Below are 16,437 nucleotides of genomic sequence, written 5' to 3' on the forward strand. Positions count from 1 at the left end.
CAGACCGTCCGTGATATTACAACATTAGTTACGTAGACTTTACCGGTGTGTCACAAGCGGGACCGGGAGGGCCCCGGACCCTCGCTGGATCCCGGCGTCAGGCGCCCGAACCCCAGAGCGCCTTGCGCAGCAGGCCCTTCAGGTCCTCGGCCTCAGCGGCGCTGAGGGCGCCCAGGGCGGCGGCTTCCGCATCCCGCGCGGCGGCCCCGGCCAGCCGGTAGAGCTCCGCGCCGTCTTTGGTGGCAGTGACGGTCTTGGCCCGCCGGTCCTGCCGCCCGGGAGCGCGGAGCACCAGGCGCCGCTTCTCAAGTTCGTCGACCAGGGCCACGATCTGGCTGGGGTCCAGGCTCAGGAATTCGGCGATCTCCCGCTGCGTCGGCTCCAGTCCGCTGTTGGCCAGGGCCAGCACGGAATAGGAACGCTCCTTCAGGCCGAATTCGGCCAGGGCGCGGTTGTTGAGCACTGAGCCGAAGGCGTGCAGCTTGGCCAGCAGGAAACCCGCATCCTGGCTGATCGAGGCCGCAATAAGCTTGGCCGCCGGCTCGATGGCGCGCTCGTCCCGTGTTTCAACCGACATGCCCAGCTCCAATGGTCCCAAAAATAAATCGTTGACTTTTTCAACTATCCATAATTACATGGATACAGAACAGCATCCCACGCCGCGGGGCAGGATGCACCCAGCTAGCAAAGGAGCAGCGATGAGCCTGTCAGGCAAAGTAGCGATCGTCACGGGAAGCGGACGCGGGCTTGGACTCGCTTACGCGAGGGAACTGGCCCGCCAGGGCGCCGCCGTCGTCATCAACGACGTCGACGCCGACGTGGCCGCCGAAGCGGTCCGGACAGTGGAGGCCGACGGCGGCCGGGCCGCCGCCGTCGTCGCGCCGGTGGGCAGCTCGGAGGTCGCCCGGCAGCTTGTACAGGCAGCCATCGAGGAGTTCGGCCGGCTGGACATCCTGGTCACCAACGCCGGCATCCTGCGGGACAAGAGCCTGCTGAAGATGACGGATGAGGACTTCGACGCCGTCATCAACGTCCACCTGCGCGGCACCTTCACCTGCGTCCGCGAGGCGTATGCCTACTTCAAGGAAAACGGCATCGCCGGCCGCATCATCACGATCGGCTCCCCGACCGGCCAGCGCGGCAACTTCGGCCAGACCAACTACGCCGCTGCGAAGGCCGGGATCGTGGGCATGGTCCGCACCTGGGCGCTGGAAATGAAGAAGGCCGGTGTCACCGCCAACGCCGTCATCCCCGTCGCCGCCACCGCGATGACCAAGACGGTCCCGTACTTCCAGAAGGCCGTCGAGGCTGACGAGAGCGGCCGGGCAATGCCGGCCTTCTTCCGCCATGAACTCGGCTTCGGCACGGCCGGCGACGTTGCCGGGCTGGTGGCCTTCCTCGCCTCCGACGCGGCGGCCGGCGTCACCGGCCAGGCCATCGGCGCCGGCGGCGACAGGCTGCAGCTCTGGACCCACCCCGAGGCGGCCGCCACCGAATACCGCGACGGCGGCTGGGCCTACCAGGACCTCGTGGAGAACTTCGGTGCGCTCTTCGGCGGCAAGCTCCAAACCGTCGGCGAGGACTTCCTACCCCTGCCGGAGGACCTGCAGCCGGCAGCGGCACAGCCCGCAGCGGCACAGCCCGGGGCCGCCGCCGCGCCGGCGAAGGTCGGCTAGCCATGCCCGCGCAGCGCTATGAACTCGGCATTGACGCCGCCAAAATCGACGCCATCGACATGCACGTCCACCTTGAGGTGGACGGCCACGGCCACGGGTCCTTGCCTGCGGCCCTCACTGAGGCCTCCGCCAAGTACTTCAAAGCCGAGGACCGCTCGCCGTCACTGGACCGCATCGCCGAGTTATACCGCGGATTGAACATGGCCGCCGTCGTCTTCACCGTCGACGCCCGGACCCAGCTCAAGCACGAGCCCAACAGCATTCCCGACCTTATTGCCGGGGCGGCGCGGCACAACGACGTCCTGATCCCTTTCGGCAGCGTGGACCCCCGCACCGGCGCCGACGCCATCCAGGGCGCCAAGCACCAGGCGATCGACCTCGGCGCCCGCGGCTTCAAGTTCCACCCGAGCCTGCAGGGCTTCGACCCCTCCAACGAGCAGTTCTACCCGCTGTGGGAAGCCCTCCAGGAACTGGGCCTGCCGGCCGTCTTCCACACGGGCCAGAACGGCATGGGTGCCGGGCTCCCCGGTGGATACGGCATCAAGCTGGCTTACTCCAACCCGCTCCTGCTCGACGCCGTGGCCGCGGACTTCCCGGAACTGCAGATCATCATGGCCCACCCCTCGGTGCCGTGGCAGGACGAGGCCAACTCGATCGCCACGCACAAGTCCAACGTGTTCATCGACCTCTCCGGCTGGTCCCCGAAATACTTTCCCGAGTCGCTCGTGAAGATGGCCAACTCGGTCCTGAAGGACAAGGTGCTGTTCGGCACCGACTTCCCGCTGATCACCCCGCAGAAATGGTTGGGCGCCTTCGCGGACCTGCCGCTCAAGGACGAGGTCCGGCCCAAGATCCTCAAGGACAACGCCGTGCGCCTGCTCGGACTGGGTGGTTGAGGTGAGCGTGCGCGCAGCCACGGCCGTTCCCGCCGCACAGGAGCGCCTGTACAGCGTCTGCGACTACTACGATGCCGAGTCCCTTCTCACCGGCGGGGAACTCAGGGTGTTGGGGCGGCTGCGGGACTTCCTGGACACGCAGGCCCGTCCGCTCCTGGCCGACTACTGGGAACGCGGTGAATTCCCCTACCAGCTCGCCAGGCCCCTGATCGACCTGGACCTGATGGAACCTGCCGAACTGACGGGCGCCCCCGGTGCAGAGCGAACACCTGCCCGGGGGATCTACCAGGGTTTCCGGGTGTTCGAACTCGCCCGCACCGACGCCTCGCTCGCCACCTTCTACACCGCGCAGGCCGGACTCTTCCGGACCGCCATCCGGGTGGGAGCCTCTGCCGAGCAGCAGGAGGAGTGGATGCCGAAAGTCATCGACTTCTCCCTCAAGGGCGTCTTCTCCCTCACCGAGCCGGAGTCCGGCTCGGACATCGCCGGCGGCCTCTCCACGACTGCCCGCAGGGAAAAGAGCGGTGAGTCCAGCCCGGGCGGCGACACCTGGGTCCTGGACGGCGCCAAGCGCTGGATCGGCGGCGCGGCAACGGCCGACGTCCTGGCCGTCTTCGCCCGGGATGTTGCCGACGGGCAGGTCAAGGCCTTCCTCGTGGACCGCGAGGCTTCCGGGGTCACGCTGGAGAAGATCCATGGCAAGACCGCGCTGCGGATGATGCAAAACGCGCACATTACCCTCGAGGGCGTGCGGGTTCCCGAGTCAATGCGACTGCACAACGTGGACTCGTTCCGGGACGTCGCCGCGATGCTGAGGGCCATGCGCTCGGACGTTGCCTGGATCGCCACCGGCATCGCCGCCGGGGCGTTCGAGGCGGCCCTGCGCTACGTCAAGGAACGCCAGCAGTTCGGCCGCCCGCTCGCGTCCTTCCAGCTGGTCCAGGAAAGGCTCGCCCGGATGCTGGGAAACGTCACTTCGGCACTGTCCCTCGTGGTCCGGCTGACGGAGCAGCAGGCCAAGGGGGTCTACCGGGACCAGGACTCGGCCCTGGCCAAGATGCAAACGTCCCTGCTGATGCGCGAAACCGTGGCGCTGGCGCGCGAAGTCGTCGGCGGCAACGGCATCACCCTCGAGACCGATGTCGCCCGGTTCCACGCCGACGCGGAAGCCGTCTACTCCTACGAAGGCACCCACGAAATCAACGCCCTGATTATCGGGCGGGCGCTGACCGGCGAAAGCGCCTTCACCCGCTGACCCGCGGTCTTTGCACTGACCTCCGGCACCGCCGTCGGACGGGTCCCTACCCCACCCAGCCCTACAGGAGGCCACCATGCCTAATCTCGTCGTCGACTTCGACAAACTGCTTACCCTCGCCGGCGCCGACCTCGGCGTCACCGATTACCGCGAAATCACCCAGGAACAGATCAACAAGTTCGCCGACGCCACGGGGGATGACCAGTGGATCCACGTGGACCCGGAACGGGCCAAGAACGGGCCGTTCGGCGCCCCGATCGCCCACGGGTTCCTCACCCTCTCGCTCATCATCCCGTTCTGGGGCGAGTTGTTCGACGTCGACGGCGTCACGACCAAGGTGAACTACGGCCTGGACAAGGTCCGCTTCACCTCCCCGGTCAAGGTGGGCGCGCGCATCCGCATGCAGTCCACCATCACCGAGGTCACCGAGGTCAAGGGCGGCGCCCAGATCAAAGTGGCCAACACGATCGAAATCGAGGGCCAGGAGCGCCCGGCCGTCGTCGCCGAATTCCTCGCCCGCTTCTACAAATAGGCCGCGTCCCGCAGTCCATCCGTCCCCTTCCCTCTGTTCAAAGGAACAACCATGTCCGGACTCACCCAGCTCCAGGCCCTGGGCACGGCCGAGCGGCGCAAAGAAGCGCGCACGGTCATTGCCTCCAGCTACCTGGGCAGCACCATCGAGTACTACGACTTCCTGCTCTACGCCACCGCCGCGGCCGTGGTCTTCCCCAAGGTGTTCTTCTCCGGCATGGACGATTGGGTGGGGGTCGTGGCCGCCTACGGGACGTTCGCGGCCGGTTACGTGGCTCGGCCGCTCGGCGGCGTCATCTTCGGCCACTTCGGCGACAAAGTCGGCCGCAAGGGCATGCTGATCGTGTCCATGCTGGTCATGGGCATCGCTTCGACCCTGATCGGGCTGGTGCCGGACGCCTCGGTGGCCGGCCCCTGGGGCGCCGTGCTGCTCGTGATCCTCCGTGTCCTCCAGGGTATTGCCGTGGGCGGTGAGTGGGGCGGGGCCGCCCTGATGGCGCTGGAACACTCGGAATCCGGGAAGCGGGGATTCGCGGCGTCGTTCGTCAATGCCGGCGCCCCCACCGGTGCCGTGCTCGGCACCCTCGTCATGGGTGCTTTCTCCGCGCTGCCCAACGCACAGTTCCTCGCCTGGGGCTGGCGCGTGCCGTTCCTGCTGTCCTTCGTCCTGCTGGGCGTGGGCATGTTCGTCCGGCTCAAGGTCTCCGAAAGCCCGATCTTCAAAGCGGCCCTTGAACAAGAGAAAGCCGAGCAGGAGGACCAGGCCGCCGCGGGCAAGCCTGTGCTGCCGCTGCTTCAGGTCCTCCGCCGGCCCAAGACCCTGGTCTTCACCATGCTGGCCGGGGCGGCCGGCTTCGCGCTCCAGGTTGTCCTGGCCACGTTCTCCGTGACCTATGCGGTCTCCAAGGGGGCCGACCGCCAGGGCGTGCTGTACGCGTTCGCGGCAGCCTCGTTTGTATCCATCGCCTTTGTGATCATGGGCGGCAGGCTCTCGGACAAACTGGGCAGGCGGCCCGTGATGATCGGCGGCCTCGTGCTCTTCATCATCTACCTCGTGCCGATGTTCCAGCTCCTGTCCTCGAACAACATCGCGCTGATCTTCGTCGCCTTCGCCGTGGGACTCATGATCCACTCCACTCTGTTCGGGCCGCTGGCAGCCTTCGTCTCCGAGCAGTTCGGCACCACCTCGCGGTACACCGGCGCGTCGCTCGGCTACCAGCTGGCAACCCTCCTGGGAGCAGGCTTCACCCCTGGCATCGTCGCGCAGATCTTCAAGGACTCCGGGCAGAACACCGCCTCGGTGGTCTGGTACCTCGCCACTATGTCCGTAGTTTCAATCGTCTTCATCCTCCTGACGCGGGAACCGAAAAACAACGATCTTCAAGCCGTCCGGCCCTGACCGTGCCCGCAGGCACTACCGTCTACCTTAGAAAGGATCCGCCGTGGAAAATTTTGGCATCGGCTCGTGGCTCCAACGGCGCCGCCCGAAGTCGGGCACCAAGACGGCCATCATCAACGGAACCCGTGAGCTCAGCTACGAACAGCTGGCGGAGCGCTCCGCCAGGCTCGCCAATGCCCTCCGGGACCGCGGTGTGGCTGCGGGGGACCGGGTGGCCTACCTGGGTGAAAACGATCCCTCATTCCTGGAAACCCTCTTTGCGGCAGGGCTCGCGGGGGCCGTCTTCGTCCCGCTCAATACCCGGCTGGCGCCGCCCGAAGTGCAGTTCCAGCTGCGGGACAGCGGCGCTTCCGTGCTGGTCCATTCGGCGAGCCTCGCTGACCTCGCCGAGCGCGGCGCCGTAGACACCGCGGTGGTGCGGCGGATCGTCGTCGACGATTCCCGGGACGGCGATCGTGCGCCGGGCGGGGTGCACGACGGCGGCACGCCGGCTCCCGCCGTGAGCCCGGCGCCGGAGGGCTTCGAGGACGTTGTTGCCTCCGGGACGGCGCGGCCCCTGGACGAACCGGTGGGGCTGGATGACGGCGCCATGATCCTCTACACCTCGGGAACCACGGGAAACCCGAAAGGGGCCCTGCTGACCCACGGGAACATCACCTGGAACTGCATCAACGTGCTGGTCGATTTCGACTTCGCCTCCACGGATGTGGCATTGATGATCTCCCCAATGTTCCACGTGGCATCCCTGGACATGGGTGTCCTCCCCACGCTGCTCAAAGGCGGAACCGTCGTCCTGGAGCCGAAGTTCGATCCCCAACGGACCCTGCAGCTGATCGAACAGCACCGCGCGACAACCATCAGCGGGGTTCCCACCACCTACCAGATGCTGTGCGAACATCCGGCCTGGGCCGCCACGGACCTCAGCTCGCTGAACAAGCTCACGTGCGGAGGATCCGCTGTTCCCCTCCGGGTCCTGGAAGCGTACGAACGGCGCGGTTTACGTTTCTCCAACGGCTACGGCATGACCGAGACGGCGCCCGGCGCCACCACCCTGCCAGCCGCGCGGTCCCGCGACAAGGCCGGATCCTCGGGGCTGCCGCACTTCTTCACGGATGTCCGGGTGGGCGACCCCGCCGACCCGGCAGCAGGTCCGGCGGCGCCGGGAACGGTGGGGGAGATCCAGATCAAGGGGCCCAACGTCATCCGCGAATACTGGAACCGGCCCGGGGCCGCCGCCGATTCCTACACGGACGACGGGTGGTTCAAGTCCGGTGACATGGGCTACAAGGACGGGGACGGATTTGTGTTCATCTCCGACCGGCTCAAGGACATGATCATCTCCGGCGGCGAGAACATCTATCCGGCGGAGGTGGAGCAGGCCATCACCGAGCTCGACGCCGTCGGCAGCGTGGCCGTCATCGGGGTGCCGGATGAAAAGTGGGGCGAAGTCCCGCGGGCTGTGGTGCTCCTCCGGGAGGGGGCGCAGCTGACTGAAGAGCAATTGCGGGCCCACCTGGACGGCAGGCTGGCGCGCTACAAGATCCCCAAGTCGGTGGTGTTCGTGGACGAGATGCCGCGGACGGCCAGCGGCAAGATCCGTAAGTCGGACCTCCGGGCCCTGAAACCCGGCCGCGTCTGACGCCGGGAATCCGCGGCCGCCTTAGCCTTCACAGTCAACGCAGTAGGCGTGGCCGTTTTTTTCGAGCGCGATCTGGGACCGGTGCCGGACCAGGAAGCACGAGTAGCAGGTGAATTCGTCCTCCGCCTGGGGGATCACCTGGACGATCAGTTCCTCGGCCACAAACTCTCCGCCCGGGACAGCGGCCTCGTCAAACGCGTCGGCTTCATCCAGTTCGCGGACGACGCTGCGGGCATCCGGGGCGTTCGCGGATTGCAGGGCCTCCAGGGAACGGTCCTGGGATTCCTTGACATCGGATCGTACTTCGTCGTAATCGGTTGCCACTTAGGTCATTCCCTTTTCTTTGACATTCTTCTCTGACGGCAATGCAACGTACACCATGGCTCCAAGGTTCCCGGTCTCAGTGGATCAGCGCCAGCAGGACGCCGACCGCCACGAACAGGACGCCGAATGTCCGGTTCAGGATCAGCTGTCCCCGGGCATCGTGGGTGAAACGCTGGAAGGATTTGGCCGCAGCGGCGAAGAAAAACCACATCACCAGGATGTCGATGGCCACCACGGTGGCGGACAGGACCAGGTACTGGGGAAGCAGCGGATTCCCGGGCCTGATGAACTGGGGCATGAACGCCAGGAAGAAGACGATTGCCTTCGGGTTGAGCAGGTTCACCCACAACCCGCGGCGGAACATGGAGAAAGCCGGCTCATTGCGCAGAGCAGCGGCCTTCTCCTGGTCCAGATCCGGCTTGTGCAGGAACTGCCGGATGCCGAGGTACACCAGGTACGCGGCTCCGGCGTAGCGGATGACGTTGAAGGCCACCGGGGAGCTGGCTACGAGCACCCCGACCCCCAGGGCCACGATCAGGATGTGCACGATCAGGGCCGCCTGCTGGCCCAGTATTCCCCAGATGGAACGGCGGAAGCCCGAGTTCAGCGAATTGCTCATCGTGTTAATGGCGCCTGCGCCGGGGGTGAAGCTGATCAGGACGCCGGCGCCGGCCAGGGCCAGCCAAAGGGAGGGTTGCACCAGCCAAGTTTACGGCCGCCGGCGTGACCGGCAGGACTGGATGATGGGCTGGTTGCGTTGATTGGCTGGCGTGGTTAGCTGACTGGGACGTCAGTCGCCGCGGAGGCCGTAGCTGAGGATCATGTTGCCCTTGCTGGTCTGCTGCGACTCCTGGAGCACCAGCCGGGTCAGCGGATCGCCGTCGTTGAAGAGCCGTCGGCCGCTGCCCGCGATCACGGGATGGACAATGAGCATCAAGCTGTCGAGCAGCCCCGCGAATAGCAGCTGACGGACGAGCGAGATGCTGCTGAAGACACCGATGTCGCCACCGTCGCTGTTCTTCATGTCCGCCACGAAGTCCTCCAGCGGACCGTCGATCAGGCGCGAATTCTGCCATTCAAGGTCCCCGCCCAGCGTCCGGGACGCGACAAATTTCGGCAGCGGGTTGATGAAGCCCGCGAAGTCGGCATCTCTTGCAGCATTCGGCCAGTTCTCCGCCCACTGCTGGTACCCGACACGGCCCAGGAGCCCGGCATCTATCCGGCCCATCATCTCGCCCATCCCGGCGCCAAGTTCCTCGTCGAAACTGTCGAACTGCCAGAGGAACGGGTCTTCAACCACGCCATCCACGGAGCAGAAAAGACCGGCCGTCACTTTGCGCATGGGGTTCTCCTTAGTCGGGCGTCCTTCGAGCACCCTATCGGCTGTCCGGACGGCAAGGAATGGCTGAGCGCCACGAGTGGAGGCTGCGCCCCGGACAACGGCTGCGCCCCGGACGACGGCTGCGCCCCGGACGACGGCTGCGCCCCGTTGTCCGGGGTGGTCCGCCCAGGGTTAGCCGTTGGAGGTGGCGCCGCCCGTGGCGTCGTCCGCGTCGGCATCGCCGGGGCCGCCATGGCCTCCGCCGGGGCCGCCCTGGCCCTGGTCCTGGCCCTGGTCCTGGGTTTCGGTGATGGTGAAGTTCGCATCAAACAGCACGGTGGCGTGGGTGCCGTCCGCCTTGGTGATGTGGGCTTCGTAGGTGGCGCCGTCGGCGTCGGTTTCCATCCGTTCGATCGTCGCGCCCGGCTGGGCGGCCTTGACGGCAGCCTCGACCTTCGCGGCGGTGTCGCCGGTGAGGAGTTCTTCCGTCTTGCCGTTGGCCTGGTGCGGTCCGCGCGGGGCTCCGGTTCCGCCGCCGTGCGTCCCGTAGCCGTTGTCGTAGCCGCTGGCCGCGGTAGACGTCGAACTGCCCGTGGTGTCGGCTGCCATCGCCGGCAGTGCTGAGGCGCCGATGGCGCCGCCGCCGATGACTGCAGCGAGCATGATGCCCGCGGTGGTCTTGTTGATCTTAGCCATGGTGTTGCTCCTTCGCTGGGGCCCGGGAATCCGGGCCGGCCGAGGATTCGGCCTGTTCCCAGCCTCAGCTCCGGAGTTATGGCCGCCCTTTCGCGTGCCTGTGGCGGTGCTGTGAGCCGTCCGGCCGCCCGCGGCGGGCACGCGCGCGGAGAACCGCAGCCGGATTAGACCTCGGGCGGGCCGTCCGGAACCGCCCGGAGCTCCACCACCTGGGCGTACTTGACGATGCCCGAGCAGATCTCGATGGCGCGTTCCTCGCTGGCTACCTCCACCACCCAGAAGCCGATGAGCGAGTCCTTGGCCTCCGCGAACGGCCCCTCGGTGGCGACCACGCCGTGGTCGGTCTGCCTGACCAGCTTCGCGGTGCTGCCGTCAGCCAGACCGGCGTTGAACACCAGCTCGCCGGAGTCGCGCAGATCCTTGTCTATCCGGATCATGTAGCCGATCATCTCCTTGACCCACGCAGGATCGGAGGTGCCCATCATGGCCTCGGACGAGCCAAACATCATGATCATGTATTTCATCTCGAACTCCTTGCGAAGTGGTTATGGTCCGGAAGAACCCATGGAACGGCATGTGTCCGGGTGGCTTCACGCGCGGGCGATCACCTCGCCGTTGGGGATCAGGAACCAGCCGTCGCCCGTGGAGCCCCACCGGTGCCAGCCCGCGGAGATCCGGGCGAGGTCGGCCTCGCTGGCGAGACCGTACTCGAGCGCCTGGTCCGCGAAGGCCGAATGCAGCACCCGCTCGCCCCACACCCGGGCCTGCCAGCGCCGCTGCTGGCCGGTCGCGTACAACCAGTTGCTGCTCGATGGCGCCACGTCCGTGAACCCGGCGGCCTGCACCCAGGACACGAGGCGACGGCCGGCATCGGGCTCGGCACCGTTGCGGCGGGCGACCCGCTGGTACAGCTCCATCCATTCGTCGAGTTCCGGGATGGCGGGGTACCAGCTCATGCCGTGGAAATCGGCGTCGCGCACGGCCACGATGCCGCCAGCCTTGGCCACGCGGCGCATCTCGCGCAAAGCAGCCACCGGGTCCGTCAGATGCTGGAGGACCTGGTGCGCGTGGACGACGTCGAACGACTCGTCCCCGAAGGCGAGGTCGTAGACGTTGCCGGCAACGAATTCGACGTTTGCCACGCCGCGTTTGGCGGCAAGGGCGCCCGCCTGGGCGATCACGTCGGGCGACCGGTCCAGGCCGGTGACTTTGCCGGGGGCGACGACGTCCGCGAAGTCGCAGGTGATGCTGCCGGGTCCGCAGCCGACGTCGAGTACCGAGACCCCGGGGAGGAGGTGGGGGATGACAAACGCTGCGGAGTTCTCCGCCGTCCGGGAGGCGTGGGCCCGGACTACGGACTCGTGGTGGCCGTGGGTGTAGACATCTTCGGGCTGTTCAGCACTCATAATGGAACGCTACCCTTCCGCGCGTGGCCAGCGGAAGCAGGCAGTATTTCGCGGCTGACCGGCAGCTTTGCGGCTTCTCCCGGCGGCGGGTATGAGGATCATTAGAGGAGTGGAGATCAACAACAGCAACACCGGAGGACTCGGCCTGTTCCGGGCGACAGGCATCTACGTCGGGGCAATCCTCGGCTCAGGGGTGCTGGTCCTTCCCGCCATTGCAGCCAAGGAAGCGGGCCCGGCGTCGCTGCTTGCGTGGGCACTGCTGCTGGTTTTCTGCATCCCGGTGGCTTTCAGCTTCGCCGAAATGAGCCGCCAGCAGCCCGACGCCGGAGGAATCGCCCACTTCGTCAAGCGCGCTTTCGGCCGCCGCGCCTCGGTGGTGGCCGGCTACCTCTTCTACTTCTCGATCCCCTGCGGCGCCCCGGCGACGGCCGTGATCGGCGGCAACTACATCGCCCACGCCCTGGGCGGCGGGCGGGAAACCGCGGTGCTGGCCGCGGCCGTGATCCTCCTGGCCGCCTTCGTCAGCAACGCCGTCGGGATCCGGGTGTCCAGCCGCATCCAGCTACTGCTCATGGTCCTGCTGGTCGGACTGCTGGCGCTCGCCGTCGTCCTCGCCGCACCGCACGCGAGGGCGGAGAATTTCCAGCCCTTCGCACCGCACGGATACTGGGCCGTCGGGGATGCGGCAAGCCTGCTGTTTTTCTGCTTCGCAGGCTGGGAAGCCGTCTCGCACCTTGCGGGGGAGTTCCGCAATCCGGAGCGCGACCTCAAGCGGGCCACATGGCTGACGCTGATCGTGGTGGGCGTGGTCTACATCGGCGTCGCCGCGGCCTCGGTGGCGGTGCTCGGCCCTCGGCTGCCCGGCAGTGCAGTGCCCATCGCGGACCTGCTGGAGAAGGGCCTCGGCAGCCTCGCCGCTCCACTGACCGCCGTCGCAGCAGCCGTCCTGACGTTCGGCCCCATCAATACCTTCGTGGCGGGCGCCAGCCGGCTCGGCGCCGCGCTGGCGTCCGACGGCGTGCTGCCGCGGCCACTCGCCCGGGGCTCGGCGCCCGGGCAGGTTCCGGCCGGAAGCCTGGCGACCCTGGCTGTCCTCACGGTGCTGTCCTTCGCCGCTGCAATCGTCGGGCTGACGGACATGCAGTTCCAGATCGGGGCGGCGTCGGCATGTTTCACCGCAGTGACGGCGTTCGGCCTGGCCGCCGGCATCCGGCTGCTGCGCCCTCGGACCGCCGCCTGGTACGGCGTCGTTGTGGCCACGGCTGTGATGGTGGCGGTCCTGCTGTTCAGCGGCTGGGCGCTCCTGGTCCCGGCAGCGCTGGCGGCAGGCGCGGCCTGGGCCGGCGGCCGGTTCGCGGGCCGGGGCGCGGGCGAACGGGCTGGAAAGCCTGCGGGCACCCCCGGCAGCCGCCCGGCGGGCTCACCACTGGGATCGCCCAGCGGCGAAACGCCGGTTATTGCGAATCAGCTGGAGCCGGTGACGTCTCCTGCGACGCCTCCCGCCCAGCGCTGAGGGTGGCGTCGATCATTGAGTTCATGAACCGGGTGACAATGTCCAGCTCCGCGGGAGAGAACGCGGCCATCGCGGCACCCATGTGACGGGCCAGCGGGAGGAACATGGCGCCGCCGTCGCGATAAGCCTTCGGCGTCATGCGGAGTTGAACCTGCCGGCGGTCCGTCCCCTCGCGTTCGCGGACCACATGGCCGGAGCTGTGGAGCCGGTCGATCAAGGCGGTCGTGGCGGGGGAACTGAGATTCAGCTCCGTCCTCAGCAGGCCGGGAGTGACGATCTCGCCCCGCGCAGTGTGGCGCATGATGACGGCCAGGGCGTTGAGATCGGTCCGGTGCATGTCATTTCGGCCGCCGACGGAGTCCACGTAGCGGTTTGTTTCGAGGGTGAAGTCCTGAAGGAGCCGGACCAGGGGCGGCGGCCCGGTACCCTCCGGTCGTCCCGGTACTTCCGTTGGCACGATGAGCCTCCTTCAGGGCCGCGGCAAGGGTGGGCCGGGCCGTGGCCAGTTCGCGGCGGCGCCGTGAACTGCGCCCCCCGGAGTTTACTGCAGAGGACGCCAGGCAGGTGCTGCAGGACATTCGCTGACGTCTCCGGATTATTCTTCCCTGCCATCTTTCCTGTTTAGCTTTCCCGAGGGGGTTATCTCCATAGTGGAGATAGTCTACTATGGAGAATATTTTACTCCTCCGAGGCAGCCCCCAGAAGGACCCATGAACACCACTTCCTGCATCACCTCCCGCGTCCCGTTCTGGCTCCGCTGGCTGGTCCCCGTGCTGCTCGTTGTGACGTGGCTGGCCATCGCCGGCATCGGCGGCCCCACTTTTGGCCGCCTGGGCGAAGTCTCCTCCAACGACCAGGCGTCTTTCCTGCCCGCGGGCGCCGAAGCCACCGAAGCCCAGGACTGGCAGGCCAGGTTCCGGGACTCCAGCGAAATCCCCGCAGTCATCGTGATCGAGAGCGACTCTGTCTTCACCCCGGGGCAGCTCGGGCAGGCGGCGGCGCTCAAGGGGAAGCTGGAAGCGCTCAAGGACGTCAGCGCCGTCATCGGCCCCGTCCCGTCCCGGGATTCGAAGGCAGTGCAGTTCGTGGTTCCGATCTCCTCCTCGGGCGAGGTCAAGGTTGCCGTCAAGGGGCTCCGCGATGAGGTCAGGGCCTCCGCCCCGGAGGGGATGCAGACCTTCGTGACCGGGCCGGCCGGCCTGGCGGCGGACTTCGTGGGCGCCTTCGCCGGCATCGACGGCATCTTGCTGCTCGTGGCGCTCGCGGCCGTGTTCCTGATCCTGCTGGTCGTGTACCGCTCCCTGCTGCTGCCCATCGCGGTGCTCTTCACGTCCGTGTTCGCCCTCTGTGCCGCTATCCTGCTGGTCTTCGGCATGGCCAAACTCGGCTGGATCCAGCTCAACGGCCAGAGCCAGGGCATCCTCTCCATCCTCGTGATCGGCGCCGCCACGGACTACGCCCTGCTTTTCGTGGCACGGTTCCGTGAGGCGCTCACGCACACCACCAACCGGACCGCGGCGGTGCTCACGGCGTGGAAAGCCTCCTTCGAGCCGATCCTGGCGTCCGGCGCTACGGTCATCATCGCGCTGTTGTGCCTCTTGTTCTCCGACCTCAATTCCAACCGGGCGCTTGGCCCGGTGGCGGCGGCCGGCATCCTGTGCTCCCTCTTCGCGGCACTGACCCTGCTGCCCGCCATGCTGGCATTGCTGGGTCGTGCCGCGTTCTGGCCGTTCCGTCCGAAACTCCTCCCGGAAGCGGAGCGGGAACCTGAGTTTGTCACTGGTCTGGAAGGCCAGAAGGGGCTATGGCGTGCAACGGGCTCCCTCGTTTCGCGACGGCCCCGGACCGTCTGGGTGGCCTCCGCACTCCTGCTTCTGGTGGCGTCCGCGGGAGTCCTCCAGCTCAGGGCCAACGGGGTGCCGCAGACAGATCTCATCCTCACCGCGTCCAACGCCGTCGACGGCCAGGACGCCCTGGCCCGGCACTTTGACGCCGGGTCCGGCAGCCCCGCGGTGGTTGTGGCCGACCAGGCAAAGGCGCAGGACGTGCTGGACAAGGTCAAGGCCAGCGGCGGCGTCGGCGGCGCCTTCCTGCTGGCAGAGGGCAGCGTCCCGATCACCGGGGCGCCCGGCACCTCCACTGCCCCGGCGGTGCGGGACGGAAAAGTGCTCATCAACGCCACGCTGGACTTCGCGGCTGACTCCAGCGAGGCCGAGAAGGTCGTCATGTCGCTGAGGCAGGAACTGAAGACGATCGACGACGGCGCGCTGGTGGGCGGCGTGACCGCCACCGCGCTGGACACGAACACCACCGCCCAGCGTGACCTGGTCACGATCATCCCGGTCATCCTGGCCGTCATCCTCGTGATTCTCATGCTGCTGCTGCGTTCAGTGCTGGCACCGGTCCTGCTGGTGGCCTCGGTGGTCCTGTCCTATGGCGCGGCCATGGGGGTCTCGGCAGTCGTGTTCAACAACGTCTTCCATTTCCCGGGGGCCGATGCCACGGTGCCGCTGTTCGGGTTTGTCTTCCTGGTCGCCCTGGGCGTGGACTACAACATTTTCCTGATGAGCCGGGTCCGGGAGGAATCGCTGAAGCATGGCTCCAGGCCCGGCATCCTGCGCGGCTTGGGCGTTACGGGCGGTGTGATCACCTCCGCAGGGGTGGTCCTGGCCTCCACCTTTGCGGCCCTTGGCGTCATTCCCATCATGTTCCTCGTGCAGATCGCGTTTGTCGTCGCCTTCGGTGTTCTCCTGGATACCGTGCTGGTCCGCTCCCTCCTGGTCCCTGCCCTGGCCTACGACCTCGGACGGCGCATCTGGTGGCCGGCCCGCCTGGGCCGCCCGGAATCGGACGTGCCGGCGCCAGGCGGCCGGACCGCCGTCGCGCCCGAGGAAACCGAGGCCGCCGCCGCCCGGTAACCATCCGGCCGGCCCGGCCCATTAGCCGGGGGATGCCGCCGCCACTTTGCCTGGTCCCCCCACCAGGACGCGGTGGCGGCGGCTGCCTCCCCCGGCCCGTTCCCTGGTGCCCCTGTCGCCTCGATGGCGCGCTCGATAGACTGCCCCTGCGCCCGCCCGGGCGTGCCCGGTGCTTCCTGGAAGGGTCCGTCCATGTCTGAAAACAGCATGTCTGAACACAACGAGATTGATCGTGCGGCAGCACAGAAGCAGGGTGCCGGCACGCCGGCCCCGGAGCCCGAAACCGCTGCCGCCGAAGCTGCGCGGGCTACCGAAGCCGAAGCCGCCGAAGGCCAGTACGTCGAGGGCGATTACGGTTCGGCGGGTGTCGCGGGCGAAAACCCGCCCACGGCCGTCGAAGGTGAATATCCCGCCGGGGACTACGGCCACGCCGGTGTGGCCGTAGCGTCGTCCGTCGGCGAGGAAGAGGGCGCCTACCCTGCGGGGGATTATGGAACGGCCGGAGCCGTGGGTGAGGCTGCCGCCGTCGTCGAGGAGGGCGAGTATCCCGAGGGGGACTACGGCACTGCCGGAACAGCCGCAGCTGGCGGCGTCCGGCGGACCGGCGGTGAAGCCGCCGGGGACGCCGATCGCGACGAGGCGGCGCGCGAGGACAGCTGACCGGTGAGCCCGGCGGCCGGGTTCGCGCAGGGCGAAACCGGGGCCGGCAGGCGCCGGAAAGCCGGAAATCCGGCTGTTTGGAATCGAAACGGAAAGCCATTAATTCAAAGTTGAGTCCACTCGACTCAACTTTGAATTGACTTAAATCCGGGTCTGGGTAGAGTTGAGTGCAGATCGCTCAACAACGGTCGGATCCATGCGGT

The 16,437-nt window shown here is 67.4% G+C and carries 17 protein-coding genes; 9 read left to right on the plus strand and 8 right to left on the minus strand.

Annotated features, from left to right (window positions below; all coding sequences use genetic code 11):
- Nucleotides 1-97 precede the first annotated feature (97 nt).
- On the minus strand, nucleotides 98-577 hold the full coding sequence (locus AC1DES_RS12015) for a MarR family winged helix-turn-helix transcriptional regulator (protein WP_476895928.1): 480 nt from the start codon (nucleotides 575-577) through the stop codon (nucleotides 98-100).
- Nucleotides 578-698: 121 nt separating this feature from the next.
- On the opposite strand from AC1DES_RS12015, the gene AC1DES_RS12020 reads away from it, so the two are divergent.
- The 6 genes from AC1DES_RS12020 to AC1DES_RS12045 all read left to right on the plus strand — a co-directional run bounded on the left by AC1DES_RS12020 (nucleotide 699) and on the right by AC1DES_RS12045 (nucleotide 7,396).
- Nucleotides 699-1,676 carry an SDR family oxidoreductase gene (locus AC1DES_RS12020; protein WP_476895929.1) on the plus strand — a complete coding sequence of 326 codons (978 nt, stop codon included), beginning with the start codon at nucleotides 699-701 and terminating at the stop codon, nucleotides 1,674-1,676.
- Between the two features lie 2 nt (nucleotides 1,677-1,678).
- Entirely contained in the window at nucleotides 1,679-2,572 is an 894-nt protein-coding gene (locus AC1DES_RS12025; RefSeq protein ID WP_476895930.1) for an amidohydrolase family protein, read from the plus strand.
- A gap of 7 nt (nucleotides 2,573-2,579) precedes the next feature.
- On the plus strand, nucleotides 2,580-3,827 hold the full coding sequence (locus AC1DES_RS12030) for an acyl-CoA dehydrogenase family protein (protein WP_476895931.1): 1,248 nt from the start codon (nucleotides 2,580-2,582) through the stop codon (nucleotides 3,825-3,827).
- A gap of 76 nt (nucleotides 3,828-3,903) precedes the next feature.
- Entirely contained in the window at nucleotides 3,904-4,359 is a 456-nt protein-coding gene (locus tag AC1DES_RS12035; RefSeq protein WP_476895932.1) for a MaoC family dehydratase, read from the plus strand.
- Nucleotides 4,360-4,410: 51 nt separating this feature from the next.
- Entirely contained in the window at nucleotides 4,411-5,757 is a 1,347-nt protein-coding gene (locus tag AC1DES_RS12040; RefSeq protein ID WP_476895933.1) for an MFS transporter, read from the plus strand.
- 43 nt (nucleotides 5,758-5,800) lie between these two features.
- The gene (locus AC1DES_RS12045; protein WP_476895934.1) at nucleotides 5,801-7,396 is read left to right on the plus strand and encodes an acyl-CoA synthetase; all 1,596 of its coding nucleotides are present in this window, start codon (nucleotides 5,801-5,803) and stop codon (nucleotides 7,394-7,396) included.
- 21 nt (nucleotides 7,397-7,417) lie between these two features.
- On the opposite strand, the gene AC1DES_RS12050 is transcribed toward AC1DES_RS12045, so the two are convergent.
- The 6 genes from AC1DES_RS12050 to AC1DES_RS12075 all read right to left on the minus strand — a co-directional run bounded on the left by AC1DES_RS12050 (nucleotide 7,418) and on the right by AC1DES_RS12075 (nucleotide 11,143).
- Complete coding sequence (locus AC1DES_RS12050) at nucleotides 7,418-7,720, minus strand: DUF4193 domain-containing protein (RefSeq protein WP_476895935.1); 303 nt, start codon at nucleotides 7,718-7,720, stop codon at nucleotides 7,418-7,420.
- Nucleotides 7,721-7,796: 76 nt separating this feature from the next.
- Complete coding sequence (locus tag AC1DES_RS12055; RefSeq protein WP_476895936.1) at nucleotides 7,797-8,420, minus strand: LysE family transporter; 624 nt, start codon at nucleotides 8,418-8,420, stop codon at nucleotides 7,797-7,799.
- Between the two features lie 90 nt (nucleotides 8,421-8,510).
- The gene (locus tag AC1DES_RS12060; RefSeq protein WP_476895937.1) at nucleotides 8,511-9,062 is read right to left on the minus strand and encodes a dihydrofolate reductase family protein; all 552 of its coding nucleotides are present in this window, start codon (nucleotides 9,060-9,062) and stop codon (nucleotides 8,511-8,513) included.
- Between the two features lie 171 nt (nucleotides 9,063-9,233).
- Nucleotides 9,234-9,737, minus strand: coding sequence for a hypothetical protein (locus AC1DES_RS12065; protein ID WP_476895938.1), 504 nt, complete (start codon nucleotides 9,735-9,737; stop codon nucleotides 9,234-9,236).
- 164 nt (nucleotides 9,738-9,901) lie between these two features.
- Nucleotides 9,902-10,261 carry a YciI family protein gene (locus AC1DES_RS12070; protein ID WP_476895939.1) on the minus strand — a complete coding sequence of 120 codons (360 nt, stop codon included), beginning with the start codon at nucleotides 10,259-10,261 and terminating at the stop codon, nucleotides 9,902-9,904.
- Between the two features lie 66 nt (nucleotides 10,262-10,327).
- Nucleotides 10,328-11,143, minus strand: a complete 816-nt coding sequence (locus AC1DES_RS12075; RefSeq protein WP_476895940.1) for a methyltransferase domain-containing protein — start codon at nucleotides 11,141-11,143, stop codon at nucleotides 10,328-10,330.
- A 109-nt stretch (nucleotides 11,144-11,252) separates the two neighbouring features.
- On the opposite strand from AC1DES_RS12075, the gene AC1DES_RS12080 reads away from it, so the two are divergent.
- The gene (locus AC1DES_RS12080; RefSeq protein ID WP_476895941.1) at nucleotides 11,253-12,656 is read left to right on the plus strand and encodes an APC family permease; all 1,404 of its coding nucleotides are present in this window, start codon (nucleotides 11,253-11,255) and stop codon (nucleotides 12,654-12,656) included.
- On the opposite strand, the gene AC1DES_RS12085 is transcribed toward AC1DES_RS12080, so the two are convergent.
- Nucleotides 12,598-13,113, minus strand: coding sequence for a MarR family winged helix-turn-helix transcriptional regulator (locus tag AC1DES_RS12085; protein WP_476895942.1), 516 nt, complete (start codon nucleotides 13,111-13,113; stop codon nucleotides 12,598-12,600). The two genes, AC1DES_RS12080 and AC1DES_RS12085, sit on opposite strands and share 59 nt — an antisense overlap.
- Before the next feature lie 253 nt (nucleotides 13,114-13,366).
- Between AC1DES_RS12085 and AC1DES_RS12090 the strand changes: the two genes are divergently transcribed.
- On the plus strand, nucleotides 13,367-15,574 hold the full coding sequence (locus AC1DES_RS12090) for an MMPL family transporter (protein ID WP_476895943.1): 2,208 nt from the start codon (nucleotides 13,367-13,369) through the stop codon (nucleotides 15,572-15,574).
- Nucleotides 15,575-15,766: 192 nt separating this feature from the next.
- Complete coding sequence (locus AC1DES_RS12095; RefSeq protein WP_476895944.1) at nucleotides 15,767-16,234, plus strand: hypothetical protein; 468 nt, start codon at nucleotides 15,767-15,769, stop codon at nucleotides 16,232-16,234.
- Nucleotides 16,235-16,437: the final 203 nt, after the last annotated feature.

The sequence above is a fragment of the Arthrobacter sp. 05T442 genome, assembly GCF_056395945.1.

Excerpts from the sequence above, each read along its gene's own strand:
- AC1DES_RS12015 (WP_476895928.1), bottom strand. The coding sequence starts at position 577 with ATGTCGGTTGAAACACGGGACGAGCGCGCCATCGAGCCGGCGGCCAAG.
- AC1DES_RS12020 (WP_476895929.1), top strand. The coding sequence starts at position 699 with ATGAGCCTGTCAGGCAAAGTAGCGATCGTCACGGGAAGCGGACGCGGG.
- AC1DES_RS12025 (WP_476895930.1), top strand. The coding sequence starts at position 1,679 with ATGCCCGCGCAGCGCTATGAACTCGGCATTGACGCCGCCAAAATCGAC.
- AC1DES_RS12035 (WP_476895932.1), top strand. The coding sequence starts at position 3,904 with ATGCCTAATCTCGTCGTCGACTTCGACAAACTGCTTACCCTCGCCGGC.
- AC1DES_RS12040 (WP_476895933.1), top strand. The coding sequence starts at position 4,411 with ATGTCCGGACTCACCCAGCTCCAGGCCCTGGGCACGGCCGAGCGGCGC.
- AC1DES_RS12060 (WP_476895937.1), bottom strand. The coding sequence starts at position 9,062 with ATGCGCAAAGTGACGGCCGGTCTTTTCTGCTCCGTGGATGGCGTGGTT.
- AC1DES_RS12065 (WP_476895938.1), bottom strand. The coding sequence starts at position 9,737 with ATGGCTAAGATCAACAAGACCACCGCGGGCATCATGCTCGCTGCAGTC.
- AC1DES_RS12070 (WP_476895939.1), bottom strand. The coding sequence starts at position 10,261 with ATGAAATACATGATCATGATGTTTGGCTCGTCCGAGGCCATGATGGGC.
- AC1DES_RS12075 (WP_476895940.1), bottom strand. The coding sequence starts at position 11,143 with ATGAGTGCTGAACAGCCCGAAGATGTCTACACCCACGGCCACCACGAG.
- AC1DES_RS12090 (WP_476895943.1), top strand. The coding sequence starts at position 13,367 with ATGAACACCACTTCCTGCATCACCTCCCGCGTCCCGTTCTGGCTCCGC.
- AC1DES_RS12095 (WP_476895944.1), top strand. The coding sequence starts at position 15,767 with ATGTCTGAAAACAGCATGTCTGAACACAACGAGATTGATCGTGCGGCA.